Below are 24,576 nucleotides of genomic sequence, written 5' to 3'. Positions count from 1 at the left end.
TCGGCGCTGTCTCAGTTGACGACAGCCAGGATGTCCTTCTCGGACAGGAGCACATACTCGTCACTGCCGAGTTTGATGTCGGTTCCGGCGTACTTGCTGTAGAGAACTTTGTCGCCGACGCCGACTTCAGGAGCTTGACGGGAGCCGTCATCGTTGGGTTTGCCGGGGCCAACCTGAACCACCTCACCCACTTGGGGCTTTTCCTTGGCGGTGTCAGGGAGAAGGATGCCACCAGCGGTCTTCTCCTCTGATTCGGAGACCTTGACGAACACACGATCGCCGAGAGGCTTGACGGTGGAGACGCTGAGAGAAACAGCTGCCATGGGGGACTTGCGGGAGCAGGGACAGGGCGCCGAAGCGCGAAAGCGACCCGAGCTGGCACTCAAGGTCACCGACTGCCAACCTATGCGCGCTTGTCTCCCTCAGACCACGAATTGAGTGTGCGGGTGACCGAACCCTTCGATCCCGCTCATTGCGGTGGTATCGTTGCGCCGCTCGAGAAGGGTGCGCACGTCGCGTCCCTCACACACCTCCTTTCCTATGGCCGCTGCTGCTCCCGCCTCCGCAGGTACCAATGGCGTTGTTCGCCAAGTCATTGGCCCGGTTCTGGACGTGGAATTTCCTGCCGGCAAGCTGCCCAAGATTCTCAACGCGCTCCGCATTGAAGGAACCAATACAGCAGGTCAACCAGTAGCCCTCACCGCAGAAGTGCAGCAGCTGCTGGGTGATCACCGTGTTCGTGCTGTGGCGATGAGCGGCACCGACGGCCTGGTCCGTGGCATGGAAGCTCTTGATACAGGCGCACCGATCAGCGTTCCAGTGGGTGAAGCCACCCTCGGACGCATCTTCAATGTCTTGGGCGAGCCCGTTGACGAACAGGGCCCTGTGAACGCCTCTGCGACAGCACCGATCCACCGTTCAGCCCCCAAGCTCACCGAGCTGGAAACCAAGCCCAAGGTTTTCGAAACCGGCATCAAGGTGATCGACCTCCTGGCTCCCTATCGCCAGGGTGGAAAAGTTGGCCTCTTCGGTGGTGCCGGCGTGGGTAAGACCGTTCTGATTCAGGAGCTCATCAACAACATCGCCAAAGAGCACGGTGGTGTTTCTGTTTTTGGCGGTGTGGGTGAGCGCACCCGTGAAGGAAACGACCTTTATGAGGAATTCAAGGACTCCGGCGTGATTAATGCCGAAGACCTGTCCAAGTCGAAAGTGGCTCTCTGCTACGGCCAGATGAACGAGCCCCCCGGTGCACGCATGCGCGTGGGTCTCTCTGCTCTGACCATGGCTGAGCATTTCCGCGACGTAAACAAGCAGGACGTGCTGCTGTTCGTGGACAACATCTTCCGCTTTGTCCAGGCCGGCTCTGAAGTGTCCGCGCTGCTGGGCCGCATGCCGTCAGCTGTGGGTTACCAGCCCACCCTTGGCACCGATGTGGGTGAACTTCAGGAGCGCATCACGTCCACCCTCGAAGGCTCCATCACGTCGATTCAAGCGGTTTATGTGCCCGCTGACGACCTGACCGACCCAGCACCTGCCACCACGTTTGCTCACCTCGACGCCACCACGGTGTTGAGTCGCGGTCTGGCCTCCAAGGGCATCTATCCCGCTGTGGATCCTCTCGATTCCACCAGCACCATGCTTCAGCCCGCCGTTGTGGGCGAAGACCACTACAAGACAGCTCGCGCCGTGCAGTCCACCCTGCAGCGTTACAAGGAGCTTCAAGACATCATCGCCATCCTGGGTCTCGATGAGCTCTCAGAAGACGACCGTCGCATTGTGGATCGTGCCCGCAAGATTGAGAAATTCCTTTCACAGCCTTTCTTCGTGGCTGAGATCTTCACCGGCATGCCTGGTGTCTACGTGAAACTGGAAGAAACCATTTCCGGTTTCAACCAGATCCTGGCTGGTGATCTCGACCACCTCCCTGAACAGGCCTTCTACCTCGTCGGCAACATCGACCAGGTCAAAGCAAAGGCCGAGAAGATCGCGGCTGAAGCCAAGTGAGGAATTCGGGGACCAGCACTCGCTAAAGGTCCCCGAACCCTTGATCCAGATCTAACGCCCCGCCCCCAAGTTCTCCTTTTCCATGTCCCTCACCCTCCGCGTGCTGGCACCCGACCAGAGTGTGTTCGACGGTTCAGCTGATGAGGTGATTCTGCCAAGCACCACCGGTCAGCTTGGAATTCTCCCCGGCCACGTGTCCCTGCTTGCAGCGATGGACGTGGGTGTCTTGCGTGTTCGTGCCGAAGGTGGCTGGAAGTCCATCGCCCTCATGGGTGGCTTCGCTGAAGTGGACGCCGATGATGTCACCGTTCTGGTGAATTCCGCTGAGCTCGGCAGTTCCATTGATGCATCCAGTGCAGAATCAGACCTGCAGGCGGCAAGGAACGAAGTTTCCAAAATGGAAGGGCAGCCCGCTTCAGCCGACAAAGTGAAAGCGCAGCAAACCCTCGATCGTGCTCGCGCCCGCGTGCAGGCAGCAAAAAACCAGGATTCATGATCCTCATTCCATAAAATTCTCGACAAGCCGGGGTCCAAAAACCCCGGCTTTTTTATGTTTGAACTACAAATAAAAAAACGACCTGCCGTGGCAGGTCGTTTGAAACACATCATTGGACCGCTGATTCACGCAGTACCGCAGAAGGTGACATCGGGGAACTTGAGCTTGGCATCTTCAAGGCTCTTACCTTTGCCTTCCTCTTGCCAATAATTGATCACTTCAGTGGCTTTGTTGAGCACTTCAACGCGCTCGTTGTCGGTGATCCAGGACTTCGCCTCCAACTCACCCTTCAGCGTCTCCCAGGCATCTTCACGAGGCCAGAAAAAATAAGACGTCAGAGGGCTCGGACCGCCACCCACGATCTGATCGACAGCCAAAGCCACGTTGTCAGGGAGCCAGAGAATCTTCAGAAGGAAGCGTCCTTCATCCGCCTTCGGTGTATAGCCAGAAGGCACACCGTCGGCGTCGATGGTGGCGGAGGCCAGCGCAGCGCTTCCGCCCCGCATCACCGGACGGCCTTCCGTAGCCTCCTGAGCCTGCTCGGCCGCCGCAGTTTCAGGAGCCGATTCGACTGCTGGAGCTGCGGTCGCGACCTCCTGGTCGGCAGCAGCGCCTTCGGAAACCGTCATGGTGTCAGCGCTCAAGGATTAAGGACAAACAACTAACCTAACAGCCGCCTTCATTCCTCCCAACCTGAGCCTCCCCACTGCTCCTCGCCAGCTCCTGCTGTTCGATATTGACGGCGTGATTCGGGATGTCGCCGGAAGCTACCGCCGTGCTCTGCAAGCAACAGTTGAGCACTACAGCGGTTGGCGGCCGCTCCCCGCTGAAATTGACGCTCTCAAGGGAGAGGGACAATGGAACAACGATTGGGATGCCAGCATTGAATTGCTGAAACGGCACGGCTCGCCATTGCCGGAACGCCAGTCCCTGATCGATGTGTTCAGCGGTTTTTATTTCGGCGGCGATCCGGAAGCCTCACCCGAAACCTGGAGCGGGTACATCGGCGATGAGCCTCTTCTTGTGGATGCGTCCTTGTTTCAGAGCATTCACACGCTCGGTTGGTCTTGGGGGTTCGTGAGCGGTGCGGAACCTCCCTCCGCCCGCTTTGTGCTCGAGCAGCGCCTGGGTCTTGAAGCACCTCCTCTGATCGCCATGGGAGATGCCCCCGACAAACCAGATCCCACCGGACTGCTGCAGCTCAGTCACGACCTGCTCACTGGCAGCGGAGCAACAACCGTGGCCTATCTAGGGGACACCGTGGCCGACATTCAAACCGTCATCCGAGCCAAAGCTGAGTGGCCGGGACGAACCTGGATCAGCCTGGCTGTCGCGCCTCCTCACCTGCACCATCAACCTGCTGAGCGCAGTGCCTACGAGCAGAGGTTGAAGGATGCCGGCGCTGACCACATCCTGACCAGCACCATGGCCGTCACTGATTGGCTGCGATCCACGGCACAGCACTGAAGGGATTGCCAACGCGTGGATTGTGAGCCCCTCAAGGCGTCCATGAACAGCCGATCGGCCCTGTCCTCCCCGGTCATGGAGATCAGCAAAGAGCTATCGACCCTCGGCCTTGGTGGCGGTGTTCTTGCCCTGCTCAGTTTCAGCAGAGTTCTGGAGTGGCTGCTGGCCAGCGACCCAGGACTGATCATTACTGGACTACTGATCTTGGGAGCCGTTGTGATTCTTCTCTCCCAGCAAGTGGCCAATCAGACGGAAGTGCTGAAGGAAGCGCTCAAGGAGCTCTAAGTACCCTCTTCGGATCGGTTCTGGCCGCAATCAGCCTCACCGTGTTTCTGCTTCGCCCCCATCCGAAGGGGCTTGGGAGCGAAGGGTTGATGCTTCTTGTGGTGTTCCTGTTCTGACTGATGCTGGATCTGGGTTGAGTTCAGCGCTCCATGGCCTCAACCGACTTGAGGGCTGCAGCACTGAGCACTTCATGGCCTCCGGGCACCTCATCTGAATTCCTCACGGCCACATCGTCCTCGATGCGGATGCCGATGCCCTTCCAACGCTCCTCGATGCTGGGTTGCCCTTCAGGAACAGGTAAACGATCGCTCACATAGAGCCCAGGCTCCACGGTGAGCACCATGCCAGGTTCCAATTCCACGTGATGCTCGCCTAATCGATAGGCACCGACATCGTGGACATCCAGTCCAAGCCAATGGCCAGTGCGGTGCATGTAGAGATGGCGATAGGCGCCCTGTTCGATCAGTCCATCCACATCCCCCTGCAAGAGACCGAGGCCTACCAATCCCTCCACCAGAACTCGCAATGCCGTGTCATGCACACCCTCAGCGGTCTGCCCTGGCCGGACACTCTCAACCGCAGACTGCTGCGCTTCAAGCACAAGGCTGTAGAGCTCACGCTGCTCGCCGCTGAAGCGACCGTTGACCGGGAACGTTCGCGTGATGTCTCCGTTGTAGTAGTCGGGCAGCGAACAACCGGCATCAATGAGCAACAGATCGCCGTCTTGCAGCACGGCATTGTTCTCGACGTAATGGAGCACGCAGGCGTTATCACCACCGGCCACGATCGATCCATAGGCGGCACCACGGGCGCCTTGATTGAGGAAATGCTCCTCGATCAAAGCCTGAACCTGACGTTCCCTCATTCCGGGTCTCACAACAGAGCGAGCCAGTTCATGAGCGGCTGCCGAAATCCGTCCGGCCTCGCGCAGACGCTCCAGCTCTGCCGGCTCCTTGCGGAGACGCATGCGATGCAGCAGTGGACAGGGAGCCACCAGGGCCAGAGCCGCGCTGCCGATCCGCGATGCTCGATCAAGCTGCCCTGCCCAGGCAGCGACCACGAGAGGCTCCACGGAAGGATGGCGGCCAACACGGAAGGCGATTCCCTCAGCGCCTTGCAGATAATCCGGCAGTCGTTGCTCCAGCTCAGAGCGGGGGTGGGCGATATCAGCACCGAAACGCTCAACAGCCCCCTCACACCCCCAGCGACGTCCGGTCCAAACCTCAGCGGCCGGTTCACGGGGGTTCACGAACAGCACAAAACGTTCTCCCTCCGGGCGATGGGGAAGCAACAAGGCGACGGCATCGGGCTCGTCAAACCCGGTGAGATACCAGAAGTCACTGTCCTGACGGAACGGCCATTCCGTATCGGCATGATGCGTGACCAAAGAGGCTGCGGGGATCACCGCAGCAGCACTGCCCAAATCGTGCATGAATCGCTGACGACGATCCGCATGACAAGCGACATCAATGAGGGGGGTGCAATCAGCCACGGAAGAGACATGTCGCCGGGTAACGGTCAGGATGGCAGGCAAAGCGCACCCCCATGACCTCCGACCTGCTGATCCTGCTGATCCTGGTGGTGGTGGTGCTGGCTGGATCAGCCCTCTGCTCGGGCGTGGAAGCAGCGCTGCTCACGGTCAATCCCATCCGCGTCCATGAGCTCGCCGCACGTCCGCGTCCGGTTGCTGGTGCCCGCAGGCTTGCACAGCTGCGACAACGCCTCGGACGCACCCTGTCTGTGCTGGTGATTGCCAACAACGGCTTCAACATCTTTGGCAGCCTGATGCTTGGTGGCTATGCCGCCTGGCTGTTTAAACGCATGGACAGCAGCAGCTTGGCGCTGCCGCTGTTTTCCATCAGCCTCACCGTCCTGGTGATCCTGCTTGGAGAGATCCTTCCCAAAGCGATCGGCAGTCGCCTAGCTCTGCCGGTGGCTCTGGCCAGTGCCCCGGTGCTGCACTGGCTGGGAGTGATGATGCGCCCCCTGGTTCTGCTGCTCGAGCGACTGCTGCCGGCCATCACGGAGGAGAGCGAAATCAGCACCGATGAGGAAGAGATCCGACTTCTCGCCAGACTCGGTTCCCAGAAAGGTCAGATCGAAGCGGATGAGGCCGCCATGATCGCCAAGGTGTTCCAGCTCAACGATCTCACCGCCCGCGATCTGATGATCCCGCGTGTGGCAGCGCCCACCCTTGATGGCGCCACCCGCCTGGATGAACTGCGGGACGCCCTGATCGAGAATGAAGCTCAGTGGTGGGTCGTGCTCGGCGACGCGGTGGACAAGGTGCTGGGGGTGGCCAACCGGGACAGCCTCCTGAGTGCGCTGGTTCAGAACCGCGGTCAGCTCACCCCTTTGGATCTGAGCGAACCCGCCGAATTCGTTCCGGAAATGATCCGCGCTGACCGACTGTTAACCGCGTTTCGACGTGACAATGCCGGCGTGCGCGTCGTCGTGGATGAATTTGGTGGCTTCGTCGGTGTGATCGGCCCCGATGCCGTCCTGGCCGTCCTGGCTGGCTGGTGGCGCAAGGGCGGAGGTGGCGGAACCCCATGACCACCTCCACTGCGATGGCATCCAAGGCGCAGGTGTTGCGGTTGTGGAAAGACCAGCTCAACCTGACCGCCCTTGAGCAGGGTCTGCTGGGCGGTGCCCTCAAAACGCTGGATCACCAACTGCAGCGCCTGGAGGAGAGCCGGATTCGCATCGCCGTGTTCGGCAGAGTCGGCGTCGGCAAGTCGAGCCTGGTGAATGCCCTGGTGGGCCAGTCGCTGATGGCCACTGATGTAGCCCATGGCTGCACAAGACAACAGCAGAGCACTCCCTGGCCGACACCAGTCCCAGGCCTGCAAGCCGTCGACCTGGTTGACACACCGGGGATCGATGAGGTCAACGGCCCAGCGAGGGCTCGTCTAGCAGGCCGCGTGGCCTTGAACGCCGACCTGGTGTTGCTGGTTCTGGATGGGGACATCACCCAGGTTGAGCTTGATGCTCTCACCGTTCTGCAGAACAAGGGGAAACCGGTGATCACCGTTTTGAATCGCAGCGATTGCTGGCCAGAGGAAGAGCTAGCCCCTCTGCTCGCCAGCATCAAACGCCGTCTGCCGAACGGGCTCCCGGGGCCAGTCGTCGCGGCGGCAGCGCCGCGGCAGGCTGTACAGCTCAGCGACGGACGCATCCGAAGCCAGCAGCAACCAGCCGACATAGGGCGCCTTGAGGCTCACCTGACATCGCTGCTGACAGAGCACGGCGAGAGCCTGCTGCTCTTGAACGGCCTGAGGCAGGCAACGCGCATTCAGGAGCAGCTCGAAACCGGACGCCTGCTTCGACGCCGTCGGGAAGCACAGGGCCTGATTGGTCGCTACGCCGCCCTCAAGGCGGCGGCGTTGGCCGCCAACCCTTTACTGCTGCTGGATCTTGCGGGAGGCATGGCCTGTGATGCCGCCTTGGTGAGCCAGCTCTGTTCGCTGTATGACCTGCCCCTAGGAGGCCCAGCAGCCCGCCGACTGCTACGTCAGCTCGGTGGTCAGAATGCTCTGATCGGGGGGACACAGCTGGGGCTGCAGATGAGTCTGGGAGTGATACGCCAACTGCTACTTCTGGCAGCACCCTTCAGCGCCGGACTCACCTTGGCCCCTGCGGCCCCGGTGGCGGTGGCCCAAGCGGCTCTGGCGGTTCACACCACCCGCCGCACCGGCCGACTGACAGCCCGATGGCTGCTGGAGGAACGCGGTCGTGGACGCCGCAATCAGCCGATTCCGATCAGCCTGATGCGCCGTCTGTCCCGCACGGACCGTGGTCTGGTCGGATTGATGCATCGCTGGCCGGATGCCACGAAGCGTCCGGCCCTGAAAACGCTGCTGCCATGAGCAAAGACTCGATTGCACTTCTGGGAACCAGTGCAGATCCACCCACCATTGGACATCAGGCCCTCCTGGAGGGTCTTTTAAGGGAGTTCCCGAGAGTGGTGACTTGGGCCAGTGACAACCCATCCAAACGCCATGGTGCCGAGCTCAAGCAGCGCAGCGACCTGCTGAATCGTGTCGTTCAGACCATCGGCGACCCTCGCCTGGAACTGGGCCAGGATCTCAGCAGCCCCTATGCCATCACCACCCTGGAGCGAGCGCGACAGCGCTGGCCTCAATCCCCTCTCTGTTTTGTTGTGGGAAGCGATCTGGCCACTCAAATCCCTCGCTGGAAACACAGCGAACGGTGGCTCGGTCTCTGCGAACTCGGGATTGTTCCGCGCAAAGGCTGGTCCTTGACGGATGGCGACTTGCAACCGCTCGAACGCCTCGGTGCCCGCCCAAGGATTCTGTCCCTCGACATCCCAGCAACCGCAAGCTCCGCTGTTCGCCAGGCCAAAGGAGATAACCAGATCCCCGACACGCTCTGGCCTTTGCTGCTGGAGCACAATCTTTACGGCTTCCACTCCTCCTCCGCCTGAGTGCTGATGCGTATCGCCCTGGCCCAGATCAATCCAGTGGTGGGAGACCTTCTTGGGAATGCCGATCGCATCCACTCCGCCTTGGACGCCACCAAGGTGGACGGCAAGACCTCGGCAGACCTGCTGGTGACGCCGGAGCTGTCCCTCTGGGGCTACCCACCGCGGGATCTGCTGTTCAGCACCGCTCACCTGGAGCAGCAACAACAAGCCTTAGACCGACTGCAACAGCGGTTGGATGCCGAACAACAAGACGCGGCCCTTCTCGTTGGCATGGCCGAGGTTGCCTCTGACCAGCAACACCCCCGGCTCTACAACGCGATGGCGCTGGTGCAGGCGAGCGGCTGGAACGTGGTCGCCCGCAAGCAGCTCCTGCCCAGCTATGACGTCTTTGACGAAACCCGCTACTTCCGCGCCAGCTGCAGTCCATCCACCATCAGCCTGCGCGTCAACAACCACGACTGGCGCCTGGGCCTCACCATTTGTGAAGACCTCTGGGTGGATCAGGAACTCCAGAAGCGTCGCCTGGTGGGCCCGGATCCCATCGCAGCCCTGATGCACGAACGGATTGATGCACTGATCAACTGCTCGGCATCCCCATTCAGCCGAGGCAAAGCGACCCTACGCCGGAAGCTTGCTTCCCGAGCCGCTGGCCGCCTGCAATGTCCTGTGGTGTACGTGAATCAGGTCGGGGGGAACGACGAACTCATCTTCGATGGCGCCAGCTTCGTGATGGCTCCAGGGGAGAGCACCCCACAGCTGCAGCTGCCCGACTTCTGCGTCAGCACAGCGGTGTGGACTGCGCAATTACCAGCAAGCCCAAGCGAGCAGAACCCCCATCCCCATCAACACGGGCAAGACCAAGACGCTGGCCTGGAAGCGCTGTTCCGAGCACTGGTGACTGGAGTCGGGGACTATGCCACCAAATGCGGATTCAAAAAGGCGCTTCTCGGACTCAGTGGCGGCATTGATTCGGCCTTGGTGGCGGTGATCGCCGCCGCCGCCCTGGGCCCTGAACAGGTTCAGACCCTCCTGATGCCTTCCCCTTGGAGCTCCTCAGGCTCGATCGAGGATGCACTAGCCCTGGCAACACGCCTGGGAATCTCCTCAAGGATCGTGCCGATTCAGACCCTGATGGACGGCTTTGAAGCCACGCTCACACCAGCCCTCGACGCCGAGCCATCAGGGATCACAGCCGAAAATCTGCAATCACGCATCCGCGGAACCCTGCTGATGGCCATGGCCAATCAGCAAGGGCAGCTGCTGCTCTCCACGGGCAACAAATCCGAACTGGCCGTGGGCTACTGCACCCTCTACGGCGACATGAACGGCGGTTTGGCGGTGATCGGTGATCTCTACAAATCAACCGTGTTCGCCCTCTGCCACTGGCTAGATAGCCCAGATGCTGGGGCTTGTCGATCCGAACTTGGGCTGGCCTTCGATGGCCCATTGATCGACCGGGCCATTCTTGAAAAACCGCCGAGCGCCGAGCTGCGGCCAGACCAGAAAGACAGTGACGCACTGCCCGATTACGGAGTGCTGGATCCATTGCTGGTGGATCTGATCGAACACCGTATGAGTGGTGTCCAGCTGATTAACGCTGGGCATGACCCTGATGACGTAACCAGAATTGAACGTTTGTTCCGTCGGGCTGAATTCAAGCGGCGACAGGCGCCTCCGCTGCTGAAAGTGAGCAATCAAGCCTTCGGCAGTGGCTGGCGGCTGCCGATTGCAGCCATCTGAGCCAGATTGAGAGCACAACTGTGCCTTCCATGGCTCATTCCGTTCTGACGGCCCCGATGGCCAGCATCGGGGTGCCTACTGAGATCAAAGCTGATGAACAGAGGGTCGCCCTGACACCGGATGGGGTGCGGGAGTTGGTGACCCAAGGGCTGGAAGTGCGCATCCAGCACGGTGCCGGTGCCGGTGCAGGCATCGGCGATGACGCGTTCGCCTCAGCAGGTGCACGCATGGTCGATAGGGACGACGCCTGGGCCGCTCACCTGGTGGTGAAAGTAAAAGAGCCGCAGCCGGAGGAATTCGGCCTTTTGCGCGACGACATGGTGCTCTTTACCTACCTTCATCTCGCGGCCTATCCCCAGGTGGGCCAGGCACTACTGGAGGCGGGCACTACGGGTGTGGCCTATGAAACGGTGCAACTGGAAAACGGCAGCCTGCCGCTGCTCGCACCGATGAGCGAGATTGCCGGCCGCTTAGCAGCACAGGTGGGCGCACGGTTACTGGAACGTCCAAACGGCGGTCGTGGCGTACTGATCGGTGGCTGTACGGGGGTTCAACCGGCACGGGTGGTGGTGCTCGGCGCCGGCACCGTCGGCTGGAATGCAGCTCGGCTTGCAGCAGCCATGGATGCCGAGGTGATGCTGCTGGATCGCTCACCGGAGCGGTTGCGCAGCCTGGAAGCCGACCGGCGAGGACGATTGATGAGCGTGGTCAGCAGCCGAGGGCTACTGGAGCGACTCGTGCCCACCGCCGACCTACTGATTGGTGCCGTGCTCACACCTGGAGGGCGGGCTCCGACATTGGTGGACGAGGAGATGGTGAAACAGATGAGGCCAGGTTCAGCCATCGTGGATGTGGCGATCGACCAGGGCGGCTGCATCGCCACGAGCCGGGAGACCACCCACACCGATCCCACGGTCTGCATCCATGGGATTCAGCACTACGCCGTGGGCAACATGCCTGGAGCTGTGCCGTTCACCTCCACGGAGGCCCTGGTTAGTGTCACGCTCCCGTACATCCTTGGCATCGCCGGCCGCGGACTGGAGGAAGCCGTCACTGAGCGGCCTGAATTGCTTTCAGGCTTGAACACCGTGAAAGGGGCTGTGTGTCATCCAGGAGTGGCGAAGGCCCTGGGAGTTCCGCCGCGCCACCCCATGGCATGCCTGCGCTGAAGCCATCACAGGGCTCGGATATAAAGCCAATCACCACTGAGCTGCCCATCCCTTCTCTGAAACAAAGAGGTTTCCTGAAGACACCTGCGTTGTCCAGCCGCGATGAAATGCGCCGCAAACTGAACAGTGCCCTGGCAATCCCCGATGCCACCGCACTCCACCGCCAGGATCTCGAGTTCAATCCATCGGATCTGGCGGCTGTTGATCCGTAGCTCACGACGCCTTTTCTGAATCGATATCTCTGGCTCAGGGTGAGAGGCGATCAGATACTCAATCTCACCCAGCGCATAAGCGCTGTACCGCGACCGCATCAGTTGTTCAGCCGTTTGCGCCTTCATCAATCCCTGATGAAAAGGGCCGCAGCATGAACCCAACTTGGCACCTGAACCACAAGGACAAGCGGCGCGATCGGCAGTGGCATCCGCAAACCCTCTGGCCATGCGATCAGTCTCAGACGGTGGTCAAACGATCCAGAGCAGGAAGAGGCCGCTGCAGCGATGGCAATGCCACCCCCTCCCGCATCGCCAGCACCAGCCCGGCGGCTTCGGCGTAGGTCGCAGCCGCAACCACCCCACGCTCAAGCCCCAAGGATTGGGATGACACCTGAAGAACAGAAGGGTTTGTCACGGCGATCACAGGAACGTTCCGCTCCAAACAGGCCAGGACGGCTTCCCCCCCCAAGGCACCCTCCGGCACAACAACGGCCCCGAGGCGGGAGGCCAGCAGATCTCCTGGTTCTGCTGATGCCGGCTGAATCAGATCGGGTGCGCGACTGAGCCCGACGAGAACGCAGGGAAGAAAGGTATGCGCCAGCTCTTCAGCTGCTGCTCGCGGATCCAGCTGAGGATCCAGGGGCAAGGGAGCCAGAGCCGGTGCATGTGCACAGGGGATCTGCAGATGGCGCACGAGCAGATGGCTGATCACCGCCTCCGCACCAGCCAAGACATCCACACCGCTTCCATGGCGATAGGCCTGCAACGCCTCGCTACCGGAATCATCCGGGAATCGAGCCACAACGGCGATCGCCGATGCACCCCCGTCACGGAGCTTCTCCCCAGCGCGAAGCAGAGCATCCGGACGCTCGAGCGAGCCCCAGCTCACCCCACTCTCCCCCTGCCGCAGCGTGACGCCAAGAGCGACATCCGTGGTGATCACAGGCCCGACATCCAATCCGAGCGTGGCACGACAGGCATCGGCAACCTGAAGGTGGCGATCCCTCAGAGACGGTTCGATCGCAGCGTCAAGCAGCAAGCCAACACGCTGCCGCCGTCCTCCACGAAGCGCCAGCTCCCCGGCGGCAAAACGATCAAGCCCCCACCCCTCCACATAAAGAATGCGGTCGTCGCTCCAGTAGAGGGCGGCCCCATTCATCACATTGGGGTGGGTCACCAGGCAGCCGCAGGCAGCCGCAAGTACCCGTGCAGCTGGCAGCGCATCGCCGGCGTACCCTCCGATCTCGCATCCAATCCCCGTGGGGACGATCATGAGCGTGGGGAAGACTTCAGCCATCCGGTCACTCCCTGTGCTGAAGCATCACCGCTTCAATCACCACCTGAGAGCCACCCTCAGGTGAATCAAGCACCGACGTGATCGCCCAGCGCAGCGGCTCGCCATGAACTTGCAAGCGTTCCAAGATCCATCGACGCCAATCACAGGCTGTTTGGTGGGCCGGAAGTGGCAGCTGGAGCTGAAGCGACTCAATCCTCACTTCTGATACTGACCAAACTGCGCTTCGTAGAGGGCATCCTCTTGGCCGGCCATCACTTTGAGATCGGAGCGTGGATAACTCACACACAGCAGTGCAAAACCATCCTTGCGAAGCTCTTCTTTCACGCCCATGGCATCGGGCTGATGCACAGTCCCATCGAGAATCCGAGCGGCACAGGTCGTGCACACACCGGCGCAACAGGAGCTTGGTACTGCAACTCCCGCTGCTTCAGCAGCTGAAAGCACGGTTTGATCAGCGCTGCATTGGAACTGATGGCTCTGCCCATCCAGCTCAACACTGATGGCGAAGGTCGCTGCCGTGGAGTCGCTCATCCGTTCGAGATTGTCCTGGAAGACCGCATCCTCTCAGGACAACGGGCGCTCACAGCGATGCCACTGATGGGGATGGGGCGCCAGGTACTCCGCTGGCGCAGACGAAGCCTGGGCCGTGAGCACGAAGTCGAAACTGAGTGACACCCGTAGCGACTCCTCATCCATGTTCTCGCCAACGCTGTGATCCAACCGAGAAGGAAAAATCACCACAAGACCGGGTTCAGGGTTGAAAGTCCAGAGATGCTGATTGTGAGGGTGATGGTCCCGAATCGGCCCTCCATGCCCCACAGCAAGCCCTGGCACCAACTCATTGAGTTGATGCCTTGCATGAAGACAGAGTGCTCCCTCGCGTCCCTGGCCATCGCCACTTAAGTAAACAACGGCACTCACATGGGCATTGGGATGGTGATGCCGACCCACCACCTGCCCAGCCGCACTGAGCACAGGCCAACACCGTTGGAGATGCAAAGCGATTTGGTCCAGATCAAATCCTGTTTGTTCAAGGTAGATCCAAACCCTTGTAATCACTTCATCCGCCAGGGACCGGAAGTCGTGATGCTCATGAAGCTGCCAGATGCCATTTAAGTCGCCGGTCCAAGCACAACCTTCATCAGGATTGCTGTACGCCTCGCCCCGCAGGCTCAGAAGTGTCTGCAACTGACCCGCCAACATCAAGGGGTCCATCGCCATCCGATCGGTGGCCACCACCGTGGGGAAAAGGGCGTGTAGCTCCACAACGTGAGCGGCAGCAGATCTTCAGCATCGGTCATGCAGGGGAGCCGATGGATGCTTCGAAACCAAAAAAAAGCCGGTCCAAGGACCGGCTTGATCGATTCCGATGAATCAACGCTCTATCAACCGACTGCTGCTGCACCGCCAGCAACCTCCAGGATCTCCTGGGTAATGGCTGCCTGACGGGCTTTGTTGTAGTCGAGGGTCAGAGTTTTAGCTAACGCTTTGGCGTTATCGCTGGCATTGTTCATCGCCGTCATTCGGCTCGCCAACTCAGAAGCGGCTGCCTCCTGCAGTGAACGAAGCACCTGATTCTGCAAATAAAGAGGCAGAAGAGCGTTCAGCAGCTGATCGGGACTCTGCTCAAACACAATCTCGGAGGAAATCTCCGGTTGCGTGTTGGCAGGAGCCGAACCTGTTTCCACCCTGAGATCGCCCTCTTTGGTTGTAAGGCGGAAGATCTCATCATCCGCGTCAGCGATACCCTGAGGATCAAGCGGAAGAAGGGTCTGTACGACAGGCTTGCAGCTCACCAGATTGATGAACTTGGTGAAAATAATTTCAACCCGATCGGTGGTTTCGGAGAGAAACTCCGCGAACACTTCGTTCGCCACAGATCCAGCTTCATCAGCCGTAGGGACCTGCTCAAGTCCTGTAAATGTGGCCTGAATCGGATAACTGCGATTGGTGAAATAACTGATGGCCTTTCGACCGATCAACACAAGATTCACCTTGTAGCCCTTGCCTTGCAGTTCAGCAAAACGTAGCTCGGTGCGCTTGATGATGTTGGCGTTATAGCCACCACACAGACCACGATCACCGGTCACCGCCATGAGGGTGACGGTTTCCAGCTCACGTTCCTCAAGCAGAGGGGCATCGGCATCCTCAAAACGCATGCGCGCCTGAAGATTTTCCAGAAGCCTGGCCAGACGGTCCGCAAAAGGACGGCTGCGCAGAACCTGTTCTTGGGCACGACGCACCTTGGCTGCGGCCACGAGACGCATGGCCTCGGTGATCTTGCGAGTGTTCTTGACTGATTTGATCCGATCGCGGATCTCTTTGAGATTTGCCATGTCTCAGGACCTCAGTTGGCCGTCGCCAGCATGGTGGAGGTGACTTCAGCAACAGCCTCCTTGAGCATGGTCTCCGCCTCAGGGCTGAGTACCTTCTCGGTTTGGATTTTTTCGATGAACTCAGGCTTGTTGCTCTTGAGATATTCACGGAGCTCGCGCGAGAACTGAACAACCTGATCCACGGGAACGTCGTCGATCAAACCCTTCACACCGGCGTAAACGATGGCGACCTGTTCGGCGAGAATCAGCGGACTGAACTGGGACTGCTTGAGCAGTTCACGCAGACGCTTTCCACGACCGAGCTGCTTCTGGGTTGCCGCATCAAGATCGGAAGCAAACTGAGAGAAGGCAGCCAGTTCATCAAACTGAGCCAGTTCCAGTTTCAGCGTGCCAGCGATCTTCTTGATGGCCTTGGTTTGCGCAGCACCGCCAACACGGCTAACGGAAATACCCACGTTGATCGCAGGCCGCAGACCAGAGTTGAACAGATCGGAACTCAAGAACACCTGGCCATCGGTGATTGAAATCACGTTGGTTGGGATGTAGGCCGACACATCACCAGCCTGGGTCTCGATGATGGGCAGTGCTGTCATCGAACCTTTGCCCATGGCATCAGACAGCTTGGCGGCACGCTCAAGCAGACGGCTGTGGCAATAGAACACATCGCCGGGGTAGGCCTCACGACCGGGCGGACGACGGAGCAGAAGTGACATCTGGCGATAAGCCTGCGCCTGCTTGGAGAGGTCGTCGTAGATCACCAATGTGGCTTTGCCCTTGTACATGAAGTACTCGGCAATCGATGCACCGGTGTAAGGAGCCAGGTATTGCAGTGCCGCAGGGTCTGAGGCGTTAGCCGCCACAATCACGGTGTAGTCGAGGGCACCACGCTCACGCAGCACCTCAGTCACCTGAGCAACAGATGCAGCTTTCTGACCGATTGCCACGTAAACGCAGACCACATCTTGATCCTTCTGATTGAGGATCGTGTCGATGGCAATGGCCGTCTTGCCAGTCTGACGGTCTCCAATGATCAGCTCACGCTGACCACGACCGATGGGAATCATCGCGTCAATGGCGGTGATGCCGGTCTGCATCGGTTCATGCACCGACTTCCTCTGAATGATGCCGGGAGCAGGTGATTCGATCAGACGGCTTTCAGAAGCACCCAGATCACCCTTGCCATCGAGGGGAACCCCTAAAGGATTCACCACACGGCCAAGAAGACCATCACCGACAGGCACGGATGCGATTTTGCCTGTGGCACGAACGGTGCTGCCCTCCTGGATCCCCAGGCCCTCACCCATCAGCACAGCGCCGACGTTGTCGTCTTCGAGGTTGAGAGCAATGCCCTCGGTGCCGTCTTCGAACTCGACGAGTTCACCAGCCATCACTTGCTGAAGGCCGTAGACACGGGCAATGCCGTCGCCCACCTGCAGGACGGAACCCACATTGCTGACCGAAACGGACTTGTCGTAGTCCTCGATCTGCTGCTTGAGGATGGCGCTGATCTCGTCGGGACGGATGGAAACCATGGCGGGTAAACCCTGGAAAGGGGCGTGAGAGGAGGAGCGTGGGGGTGAAGAGAGAGGTTCTCAGCTCGCCTTCGCGAGCGAAAGCCCAAGGCGTCGAACCTGACCAGACAGGCTGGCGTCGATGACCTGAGAGCCGATATTGATCACGAAGCCACCGATCAGGCTGGAGTCGATGGTGAGGTCAATCTCAACGGAACCGGTTCCGACCATGGACTGAACCTTTGCCGTGAGGGCCTTGGTCTGCTCGTCAGACAGGGCCTGAGCGCTGCGGACATAAGCCAGGGAGATGTTGCGGGATTCCCGATACAGCTCCAGATAGCGGCGCAGCACGGCATCGAGAGCCGTCAAGCGCTGCCGATCAGCAAGAACCTTGAGAAGGTTCATGAGTGACGGCTTGATCTGCTCTGCCAAAAGTTGTCCTAGGGCCTTTTTCTTGGCAGCAGGCTCAAGCACCGGTGACGTCATGGCTTCGCGCAAGGCGGTGCTGGATTCCCAGACCGAAAGGAGTTCCTTGCACTGACCTGCGACGTCTTCGGATTCGCTGCGAGCGTCAGTGACTTGCAGAAGAGCTTCGGCGTAGGGAGTCGCCAGAGTATTCAGCAGTGGCATTAGGCGTCCTCCAAGTTGCTGATGGAGGCATCGATTAAACGGGACTGACCCGCTGCATCAAGACGTCCAGGAAGTTCTGTCATCGCCTTGTCGATGGCGGCCAGCGCAGCTTCGCGGCGCAGTTGTTCGGTGAGGCGAGCACCTTCTGCATTCAGATCAGCCAGAGCATCCTGCTTGACCGCAGCCATGGCATTGATCGTGCGCAGTTCACCGTCCTTACGGATCGCTTCAGCCCTGGCTTTGCCGTCGGAGCGGATTTTCTCTGCTTTCTGCTGAGCAGCAGCAAGATCCTCTTGGGCGCGAGCCAGATCAGTGGTGGCCTTGCGCAGACGGCCCTCGGAATCCTCAAGGTCCTTCAGAATCGCTTGCCGGCGACGCTCAAGGATGCCCCCTAAGAAGCCCTTCAGGAACCAGTAAAGAACCCCGATCACAATGACGAGGTTGATGAGGTTGGTCTCGAAAAGGTTGAGGTTCAGACCGAACCCACCTTCCGAGGCAAAGAGTGGAAGAGACATGGTCATCATCAGGCGGCCAGAAGTCTGTTGATGATCTGGGCACTGAGCTGATCCACCTGACTCATGAGCTGAGCCTGGGCGGATTCTCGTTGGGTCTCGATCTCACGCCGTGCTTTTTCGCGAGTGCGATTGGCTTCGGTCTCCGCTTCAGCAAGAGCCTCGCGGTAGAGACGATCAACGTCCTGTTCAGCCTCGACAATGGCGGCCTGAGCGGCCTGACGGGCTCCACGCAGTTGATCTTGGAGATCGGCTTCCAGTCGATTGATTTGCTCAAGCTTTTGCTTGGCGTCAGCACGACTGGTCGCGATGTAACCCTCGCGATCTTCCACGACCTTGCCGACCGGCCGGAAGAACAGGGAATTGAGCAGGAAGGTGAGGAGAACCACCTGAACCGCCATCAGCGGAAGGGTGGCATCGAGGTCAAAAAGACCTCCCTCCGGAACACCTGCTTCAGCGAGCAGAAGCCAGGTCATGGAAGGATGCGATTGGGTAAGTCAAATCGAGCGGATCAGTGGAGTGGGGTGACACGAGGTCACCCCGCAACCGAATCTGATCAGCCGGCGAAGGGGTTGGCGAACAGAAGAACCAGTGCCACCACCAGGCCGTAGATGGTCAGAGCTTCCATGAAGGCCAGGGAGAGCAGCAGGGTTCCGCGGATCTTGCCTTCAGCTTCAGGCTGGCGGGCGATGCCTTCCACAGCCTGACCGGCTGCGGTGCCCTGGCCGATACCAGGGCCGATGGCGGCGAGACCCACCGCGAGAGCGGCGGCCAGAACGGAAGCGGCGGAGGTCAGATCACTCATTGGTGGAAAGCGGTTGGAGGTGCGCAGGATGAGCGCGGAAAGGGCAGGACGCGCCCGGGACACCCTCACGATGGAGGGCGGGCCCGGTTCCACCCGGACCTGCGCGCGAAGTGTTTAGCAGATCACTGGGGACCTGCGAAAGGCACAAAGAGACCTAGTGGGCCTCTTCATGCACAGCCTCGCCGATGTAATTCGCGGCGAGAGTGGCAAAAATCAGCGCCTGGATGGCACTGGTGAACAAACCGAGGAACATGGCGGGTAGTGGGACCAGCACAGGCACAAGGAAGGCAAGAACGGCCACTACCAGTTCATCAGCAAGGATGTTGCCGAAAAGACGGAATGAGAGCGAGAGAGGCTTCGTGAAATCCTCGATGATCTTGAACGGGAGCATGATCGGGGTCGGCTCCACGTAGTACTCGAAGTAACGCAGCCCTTTGCGGCTCAGCCCCGCGTAGAAATACGACAATGACACCAGCAGCGCCATGGCCACTGTGGTGTTGATGTCGGCTGTGGGTGCACCGAGCTCTCCGTTAGGAAGCTCGATCAGGCGCCAGGGGATCAAGGCACCACCCCAGTTGCAAACGAAGATGAACAGGAACAGGGTTCCCACGAAAGGAAGCCAATCTCTGTAAGCCTTCTCTCCGATCTGCTCCCGTGCGAGCTCACGAAGATAATCCCAAAGGTATTCCAGGAGGTTCTGAACACCCTTGGGATCGCGTTCCATCTTGCGGGTCCCGCTCACAACGAGCAGAAGCAGCAAGCCGATCACGACCCAAGAGCTGAGGAAAACCTGGCCATGCAGGTTCAGATTGCCGATCTGCCAATAGAGATGCTGACCGACCTCGAGTTCAGCAAAGGGCAGATTGAGGAGCGACGGAACCATGACGGTGATTGAGTGCGCGAATTCAGGCGTCGATGACGATCTGAAGAATCAAAGCGGGCTTGTAGAGAAGAAAACCGATGAAGGCTGGAAGAAGTTCAAGCTGGGGAAGTTTGGCCGCCGCCACGATGAGAAGCATTGGCACCACCAGCTGAAATCGCCCAACCTGACGGGAACCTCCGCCGAGCCTGGCCACGCTGCGGGCGAGTAAGCGCAGGTACAGAAGACCAGCACACGAGCCCACCAGCAGGCTGCGAGCCACCAGAACATCGAATCGAACAAGGGCGACCAGAGCCGCGATCAAGGAAACGGTGAGGGTGGCCAGCATCAGGCGTCGCTGGAGCTTGGCGTACTCACCCATACCCGAATCGGTCGCAACAGATGCCGCACTTGATTCGATCGGAGTGGTAGCCAGCAAACAACGCCTGAGAAAGCGCGCGGAATCTATCACGCGTTTTCCCCGCCCCCCCCTGCTTCGGCGATGGGCAAGAGCAGACGACGTTGGATCAGAGTCCTTGCCACATCAGCGGTCCAAGCGCCTAAAGCGAGCTCACCGAGAGAATGCTCAGGGTGGGCGTCCACGGCTTCAAGCAGCTGTTTTTCCTGCGGAGACAAAGCAATCGGCTCAAGATCAGGACCCAGCAGGCTGGCGGAAGGCCACCCCCACAAACAGGACTGGCGGCGGCTTCGTGTTCCTAACAGCTCCCCGTCGTCGTCCCAGCACCGCTTCTGAATCGGCTTCCGTGCAACAAAAAACTCGAAATGACTGATCTCCGTGTCGAGATCCTCGATCAAAAACCACTGATCCTGAATGGGGAGTGATTGCGCCCGTACGAGGAGATCACCGCTCAGAAGTCGAGCCGGATCCCAGACCGACGGGTTGGAGAAACCAACAAAATGAAGCTCGGAGGCCTCAATCAAGGCAAAAAGCGTTTTGAGGTCGTAACTGGTCTCCTGTGGGTGCAGATACATATCTGCGAAATTGGCATCAGCAGCGGTGTCAATCAACCAGCGCTGTTCATGGTTGCGGCGAAGGCGATTGGATTCAGGCAGCACATCGAACAGCTGTCGGCCAAGGCGCAGGGCCTCACTGTCCTGCCCCACGCCAAGCCTGGTCAGGGCCCTCTGCGTGCGGTGGATCTCCCAACGCCCTGCATTCGCGTACAGGAAGAGATGCATTAAGCCGTCATCGTCCAGCAGCGCAGCAAGCGCTTTGAGTCCAGCGAGAGGGTCACGCAAATGGTGCAGGACACCGACGGAATTGATGTAGTCGAACGGTCCCTCACCGTGCAGATCCAAAAGGCTCCGCTGTTCCTGACGCAGTGATCGAACCTGCTGCGCTCCTCTGGAGAGATGCAACCGTTCTCTGGCCAAGTTCAGGGCACCGGCGCTGATGTCGACGGCCAACACCTCAGCTCCAGGATTGAGGTGGCAGAGATAGTCGGTACTGACGCCTGTGCCACAGCCTGCATCAAGGATCCGGGGCGGTCTCGCTGCGTCCTCTCGGGCAGAACTTTCTCCCCTCACAGCGCCATTGACGCTCTCCAAACACCATCGCCAGTTGTATCCGGGAGGCGGACCGTCCTGGACAGGATCACCCGGATAGGGGAAACGGTCGTAAAAATCACTCACCACTGGAGTGGCGGCGTCGGATGGAGTTGGTTTCATCAGCAGCGGTCTCCAGGGGTCGAGCAACTTGAGATGGAGCATTTCATGCGCCCTCGCAATGCGTCACTGCTGACAGCACCCCCTGCAAACATTTGTTCATGGCACTCCAAGTGCTCTCGGCACGAGCCGTAACCTGGCTGGATCCGGCTTGCTCCCGTTCATGACAGTGACCGCCAGCAGCGGCAGCCCAAGGGTTTCCCCCCAGCTGTACGACACACTGCCGCTCTCCAGCGTTCGCCAAGCGGAGCAGCAGGATCGTTTCCCCGACTTGGGGGAGCTGGACTCGCTCATCACTTTTTTCCGTAGCGGAAACGACAGGCTCGAAGCCTCACGGGTCATCGCTGCGAATGCCGAGTCGATCGTGGCCCGTGCAGCCAACAGAATCTTCGTGGGCGGCACCCCTCTGTCCTTCCTTGAGAGCCCTCTCACAACAGGAGAGGATCGAAAGTCAGGCGATGGAACACCCCTGGCCGCGGATCAAGTCGCCTTTGAGCAATCGGTCCGTACCTTCACCGGAGACAGCGGAACCACCAGGCGCGGCAACTTTCTCTCCAGACTTCTGGAAGGAACAGGCGGTGATGCCGATGTGCGCGTGGTACTCCCCACCGGGTTCAACCCCATCAGCGTGGCCAAATACGGCCCGGCGTTCATGCGCAAATCCGTGCGCGACATGGGCTGGTTTCTCCGATATGTGGGCTATGCCCTTGTTGCAGGAGACCCGAGCATTCTCTCGGTGAACACCCGGGGACTTCGCGACATTCTTCTGAAAAACTGCTCGCTGACGGCGACCAATGTGGCGCTGCAGGAGATGCGTGCCGCGTCTGCCCAGCTGCTTCGAGAGCTTCCGGAAGCTCGCCGTCTCACCATCGACTGCTTCAACGTTCTCTTACAGGAACTGGCCGTCGCCACACCATCAACTCGGCAGAAGCCTGGAAGTGCCGTACGGCAGGGTCTGCAGCTGCCGGCGATCTATGCCCTAGCCGCCGAGTCAGCCCAGCGTTTTGAAATGCGACCCGGTCTATCCGGTGCTGAAAAAGCAGAGGTGGTGAAAGCCGCGTATCGACAAGTTTTTGAACGGGACATCGCCAAGGGCTACTCCCAAACACCCTGTCGCGCTGAGGCAAGCCAGCTCTTGCAGGGCAAGATCTCAATGCGCGAATTCATTCGCGCTCTGGGCCGAAGCAAGGAATATCGAACTCAGTTCTACGGACGTTTTGTCAACAGTCGCGTCGTGGAATTGGCTTACCGCCATTTTCTCGGCCGCGGCATCAGTTCTCTCGAAGAATTCCGCAAAGCCTTTTCCATCGTCAGTTCTCAAGGTCTGAACGGACTCGTTGATGTCCTCGTTAACGGCAGTGAGTACGCCCAGACCTTTGGAGAGGAAACAGTTCCCTATCTGCGCGATCTCGGCGAAGAAGCCCAGGAAAGTGCGGGCTGGGGATCAAACCGTCGCTTGTTCCGGTTCAGCGCACCCTTCGAGGGGGCGCCTCAGTACGTCACCCTCTACGCCTCCTATCGCCAGCCTCTCGGGGATCAGCATGTCTACGGCGGAGGGAATGATCCCGTTGGCAACCAATACGGCGCGATCTTCCCCTCGTCAACGGCTTCGGTCGCAACGCGACCGGCACCCTTTGGTTACGACACCCGCCGACTGCTGGTCAGCAATGGCATGGCCCAGCCGGGTCAGATGGACAGCCCGCAATTCCGGGGAAGCCGCCCTCGCAAGGTCGGCCCAAGGGTCATGCGCCTCCAGCAGATCGCAACGGGTGGCGCCGCCGTTCCTCGCCGAGGGGGCCAGCCCAGCATTCGCAACACCGAATCCTCCACCCAGGCTGTGATCAAAGCGGTTTACGTGCAGGTTCTCGGAACAGCCGGCTACGCAGGAGAGCGACTCAGCTCAGAAGAAGCTCGACTCGAAAACGGAGATATCAGCCTGCGCGACTTCGTGCGATCCGTTGCCCGCTCTAACGCGTTCCGTCGTCGCTACTGGGAAGGTCTCTACATCACTAAAGCCATCGAAGTGATGCATCGCAGACTTCTGGGGCGACCCACCTTTGGTCGGTGGGAAATTGATGCTCTGTTTGATACCGCTGCCCGACAAGGCTTCTACGGTCTCGTTGATGCATTGATCAACGGACAGGATTACAAGGATTGCTTTGGTGAGGACACCGTTCCCTACGAGCGATACATCACGCCAGCTGATCTGAACACGCGCCGGGCGCCCGCCCTGCGACGCCCCATCGATCTCAAAGCTGTTGTCGACTTGGCCATGGGACGTCGTCCAGATTCAATCCGGGACGATCGCCTGCGCACAACGAACGATGTCACCAATAGAAATCTGAAGGGTCAAACGCAAAACATTGCTGGTCAGTGGCGTGCGGACGTGGGTTCCATGCCAGCGTCCCAGTGGACGGCGTTGATGCGTCGCCGCCCACAGCGGGGCACGACGACATCAGGCTCTGCCGAGGAAGGCGCCAATTCCTGGAGTCGCACGCTCGACTCACGACTGACCCGAACCATCCAACAGGACCAGGGCAAGACAGGGCTTCCAGCGGCTTTACAGGTGGGGAACGCACTGGGCTTCCAGCGTCGCTCCGGACTGCCCGTGAAGCTCTCGCTCCCTGTCAATCCAAGCGAATCGGAGCTGAGAGAAGTTGCTGATGCCACGTATCGGCAGCTTCTTAACCGAGTGCCTCTTGAAAGCGAACGGCTCATCACCAGCGAATCCCGACTGAGAGATGGCCAGATCGATCTCGAGGGATTCGTAGCAGCGGTCGCCACGAGTGAAGCGTTCCTGGAGAGACTGTCCAGAATGGCGCCTCTACGCGCTGCCACCGCAGCGACGATGGCGCTGGTTGGCAGGGCATCCACTCCAGCAGAAACGAGTCGTTTCCTGGTCGTGAGAGCCGAATCAGGGCAAAGCGCAGCCGTTCAGGAGTTGCTCGAGCTTCGCTCCAAGCTGGGATTTGAGCCTTCTGAGGTTCCTGACCTCCGGGGTCTGAACTCACAGCCAGGCGTGCCCCAGTCAACACTGACCCGCACAGCCTCCCTCTACAGCGGAAATGCCGGACTCACACCACCGCCCAGACAAAGCTTGTAAGCCCTTCCCAACAGGCT

At 59.7% G+C, this 24,576-nt stretch carries 26 protein-coding genes; 10 read left to right on the top strand and 16 right to left on the bottom strand.

Going from position 1 to position 24,576, the window contains the following annotated elements; all coding sequences use genetic code 11:
* Positions 1-11: 11 nt before the first annotated feature.
* A complete protein-coding gene (groES, locus tag WH7805_RS11705; protein WP_006043324.1) occupies positions 12-323 on the bottom strand; it encodes a co-chaperone GroES in 312 nt (103 codons plus the stop codon).
* Between the two features lie 217 nt (positions 324-540).
* Here groES and atpD point away from each other — a divergent pair, with 217 nt between their 5' ends.
* Positions 541-2,004: a F0F1 ATP synthase subunit beta gene (atpD, locus tag WH7805_RS11700; protein WP_006043322.1), complete on the top strand. Its 1,464-nt coding sequence runs from the start codon at positions 541-543 to the stop codon at positions 2,002-2,004.
* Between the two features lie 82 nt (positions 2,005-2,086).
* The gene (gene atpC, locus WH7805_RS11695) at positions 2,087-2,500 is read left to right on the top strand and encodes an ATP synthase F1 subunit epsilon (protein WP_006043321.1); all 414 of its coding nucleotides are present in this window, start codon (positions 2,087-2,089) and stop codon (positions 2,498-2,500) included.
* A 125-nt stretch (positions 2,501-2,625) separates the two neighbouring features.
* On the opposite strand, the gene WH7805_RS11690 is transcribed toward atpC, so the two are convergent.
* Positions 2,626-3,129: a 30S ribosomal protein PSRP-3 gene (locus tag WH7805_RS11690; RefSeq protein ID WP_006043320.1), complete on the bottom strand. Its 504-nt coding sequence runs from the start codon at positions 3,127-3,129 to the stop codon at positions 2,626-2,628.
* 64 nt (positions 3,130-3,193) lie between these two features.
* Between WH7805_RS11690 and WH7805_RS11685 the strand changes: the two genes are divergently transcribed.
* Together WH7805_RS11685 and WH7805_RS11680 are read left to right on the top strand one after the other, a co-directional pair.
* A complete protein-coding gene (locus WH7805_RS11685; RefSeq protein ID WP_071933712.1) occupies positions 3,194-3,967 on the top strand; it encodes a TIGR01548 family HAD-type hydrolase in 774 nt (257 codons plus the stop codon).
* A 15-nt stretch (positions 3,968-3,982) separates the two neighbouring features.
* Positions 3,983-4,252, top strand: coding sequence for a hypothetical protein (locus tag WH7805_RS11680; protein WP_006043318.1), 270 nt, complete (start codon positions 3,983-3,985; stop codon positions 4,250-4,252).
* Between the two features lie 139 nt (positions 4,253-4,391).
* Here the strand turns inward: WH7805_RS11680 and WH7805_RS11675 are convergent, their stop codons facing one another.
* Entirely contained in the window at positions 4,392-5,744 is a 1,353-nt protein-coding gene (locus WH7805_RS11675) for an aminopeptidase P N-terminal domain-containing protein (RefSeq protein WP_255344569.1), read from the bottom strand.
* A gap of 53 nt (positions 5,745-5,797) precedes the next feature.
* On the opposite strand from WH7805_RS11675, the gene WH7805_RS11670 reads away from it, so the two are divergent.
* From WH7805_RS11670 to ald, 5 genes are read left to right on the top strand one after another with little or no spacing between them, the layout of a single operon-like run.
* The gene (locus WH7805_RS11670) at positions 5,798-6,808 is read left to right on the top strand and encodes a CNNM domain-containing protein (RefSeq protein ID WP_006043316.1); all 1,011 of its coding nucleotides are present in this window, start codon (positions 5,798-5,800) and stop codon (positions 6,806-6,808) included.
* Complete coding sequence (locus tag WH7805_RS11665) at positions 6,805-8,121, top strand: GTP-binding protein (protein ID WP_006043315.1); 1,317 nt, start codon at positions 6,805-6,807, stop codon at positions 8,119-8,121. Before WH7805_RS11670 ends, WH7805_RS11665 begins: the two co-directional genes overlap by 4 nt.
* Complete coding sequence (locus WH7805_RS11660) at positions 8,118-8,699, top strand: nicotinate-nucleotide adenylyltransferase (protein WP_006043314.1); 582 nt, start codon at positions 8,118-8,120, stop codon at positions 8,697-8,699. Before WH7805_RS11665 ends, WH7805_RS11660 begins: the two co-directional genes overlap by 4 nt.
* Positions 8,700-8,705: 6 nt before the next feature.
* Positions 8,706-10,439: an NAD+ synthase gene (locus tag WH7805_RS11655; protein ID WP_038005454.1), complete on the top strand. Its 1,734-nt coding sequence runs from the start codon at positions 8,706-8,708 to the stop codon at positions 10,437-10,439.
* 29 nt (positions 10,440-10,468) lie between these two features.
* A complete protein-coding gene (ald, locus tag WH7805_RS11650; RefSeq protein WP_006043312.1) occupies positions 10,469-11,608 on the top strand; it encodes an alanine dehydrogenase in 1,140 nt (379 codons plus the stop codon).
* 5 nt (positions 11,609-11,613) lie between these two features.
* Here the strand turns inward: ald and WH7805_RS11645 are convergent, their stop codons facing one another.
* The 13 genes from WH7805_RS11645 to WH7805_RS11580 all read right to left on the bottom strand — a co-directional run bounded on the left by WH7805_RS11645 (position 11,614) and on the right by WH7805_RS11580 (position 21,459).
* Positions 11,614-12,048 (bottom strand): YchJ family protein, encoded by a 435-nt coding sequence (locus WH7805_RS11645; protein ID WP_006043311.1) that lies wholly within the window; start codon positions 12,046-12,048, stop codon positions 11,614-11,616.
* Between the two features lie 10 nt (positions 12,049-12,058).
* The gene (locus WH7805_RS11640) at positions 12,059-13,117 is read right to left on the bottom strand and encodes a DUF3326 domain-containing protein (protein ID WP_006043310.1); all 1,059 of its coding nucleotides are present in this window, start codon (positions 13,115-13,117) and stop codon (positions 12,059-12,061) included.
* Between the two features lie 195 nt (positions 13,118-13,312).
* On the bottom strand, positions 13,313-13,648 hold the full coding sequence (locus WH7805_RS11630; protein WP_006043308.1) for a 2Fe-2S iron-sulfur cluster-binding protein: 336 nt from the start codon (positions 13,646-13,648) through the stop codon (positions 13,313-13,315).
* A gap of 33 nt (positions 13,649-13,681) precedes the next feature.
* Positions 13,682-14,383 (bottom strand): TIGR02466 family protein, encoded by a 702-nt coding sequence (locus WH7805_RS11625; protein WP_006043307.1) that lies wholly within the window; start codon positions 14,381-14,383, stop codon positions 13,682-13,684.
* A 119-nt stretch (positions 14,384-14,502) separates the two neighbouring features.
* Entirely contained in the window at positions 14,503-15,453 is a 951-nt protein-coding gene (locus WH7805_RS11620) for a F0F1 ATP synthase subunit gamma (RefSeq protein WP_006043306.1), read from the bottom strand.
* Positions 15,454-15,464: 11 nt separating this feature from the next.
* Positions 15,465-16,985, bottom strand: coding sequence for a F0F1 ATP synthase subunit alpha (gene atpA / locus WH7805_RS11615; protein ID WP_006043305.1), 1,521 nt, complete (start codon positions 16,983-16,985; stop codon positions 15,465-15,467).
* A 60-nt stretch (positions 16,986-17,045) separates the two neighbouring features.
* Positions 17,046-17,594 carry an ATP synthase F1 subunit delta gene (gene atpH / locus WH7805_RS11610; RefSeq protein ID WP_006043304.1) on the bottom strand — a complete coding sequence of 183 codons (549 nt, stop codon included), beginning with the start codon at positions 17,592-17,594 and terminating at the stop codon, positions 17,046-17,048.
* Positions 17,594-18,115 carry a F0F1 ATP synthase subunit B gene (locus tag WH7805_RS11605; RefSeq protein WP_038004701.1) on the bottom strand — a complete coding sequence of 174 codons (522 nt, stop codon included), beginning with the start codon at positions 18,113-18,115 and terminating at the stop codon, positions 17,594-17,596. The genes atpH and WH7805_RS11605 overlap by 1 nt, the downstream gene beginning before the upstream one ends.
* A gap of 2 nt (positions 18,116-18,117) precedes the next feature.
* Complete coding sequence (locus WH7805_RS11600) at positions 18,118-18,582, bottom strand: F0F1 ATP synthase subunit B' (protein WP_006043302.1); 465 nt, start codon at positions 18,580-18,582, stop codon at positions 18,118-18,120.
* 80 nt (positions 18,583-18,662) lie between these two features.
* Positions 18,663-18,911: an ATP synthase F0 subunit C gene (gene atpE / locus WH7805_RS11595; protein WP_006911576.1), complete on the bottom strand. Its 249-nt coding sequence runs from the start codon at positions 18,909-18,911 to the stop codon at positions 18,663-18,665.
* Positions 18,912-19,065: 154 nt separating this feature from the next.
* Positions 19,066-19,794: a F0F1 ATP synthase subunit A gene (atpB, locus tag WH7805_RS11590; protein WP_006043300.1), complete on the bottom strand. Its 729-nt coding sequence runs from the start codon at positions 19,792-19,794 to the stop codon at positions 19,066-19,068.
* Between the two features lie 22 nt (positions 19,795-19,816).
* Positions 19,817-20,152, bottom strand: coding sequence for a hypothetical protein (locus WH7805_RS11585; RefSeq protein WP_006043299.1), 336 nt, complete (start codon positions 20,150-20,152; stop codon positions 19,817-19,819).
* A gap of 86 nt (positions 20,153-20,238) precedes the next feature.
* Positions 20,239-21,459 (bottom strand): trans-aconitate 2-methyltransferase, encoded by a 1,221-nt coding sequence (locus tag WH7805_RS11580; RefSeq protein ID WP_038005452.1) that lies wholly within the window; start codon positions 21,457-21,459, stop codon positions 20,239-20,241.
* 160 nt (positions 21,460-21,619) lie between these two features.
* Here WH7805_RS11580 and WH7805_RS11575 point away from each other — a divergent pair, with 160 nt between their 5' ends.
* The gene (locus WH7805_RS11575) at positions 21,620-24,559 is read left to right on the top strand and encodes a phycobilisome rod-core linker polypeptide (protein ID WP_006043297.1); all 2,940 of its coding nucleotides are present in this window, start codon (positions 21,620-21,622) and stop codon (positions 24,557-24,559) included.
* The last annotated feature ends 17 nt before the right edge of the window (positions 24,560-24,576 follow it).

The sequence above is a fragment of the Synechococcus sp. WH 7805 genome (assembly GCF_000153285.1).
In the GTDB taxonomy this organism is placed as follows: domain Bacteria; phylum Cyanobacteriota; class Cyanobacteriia; order PCC-6307; family Cyanobiaceae; genus Synechococcus_C.
This window is presented reverse-complemented; position numbering and strand designations above follow the sequence as displayed.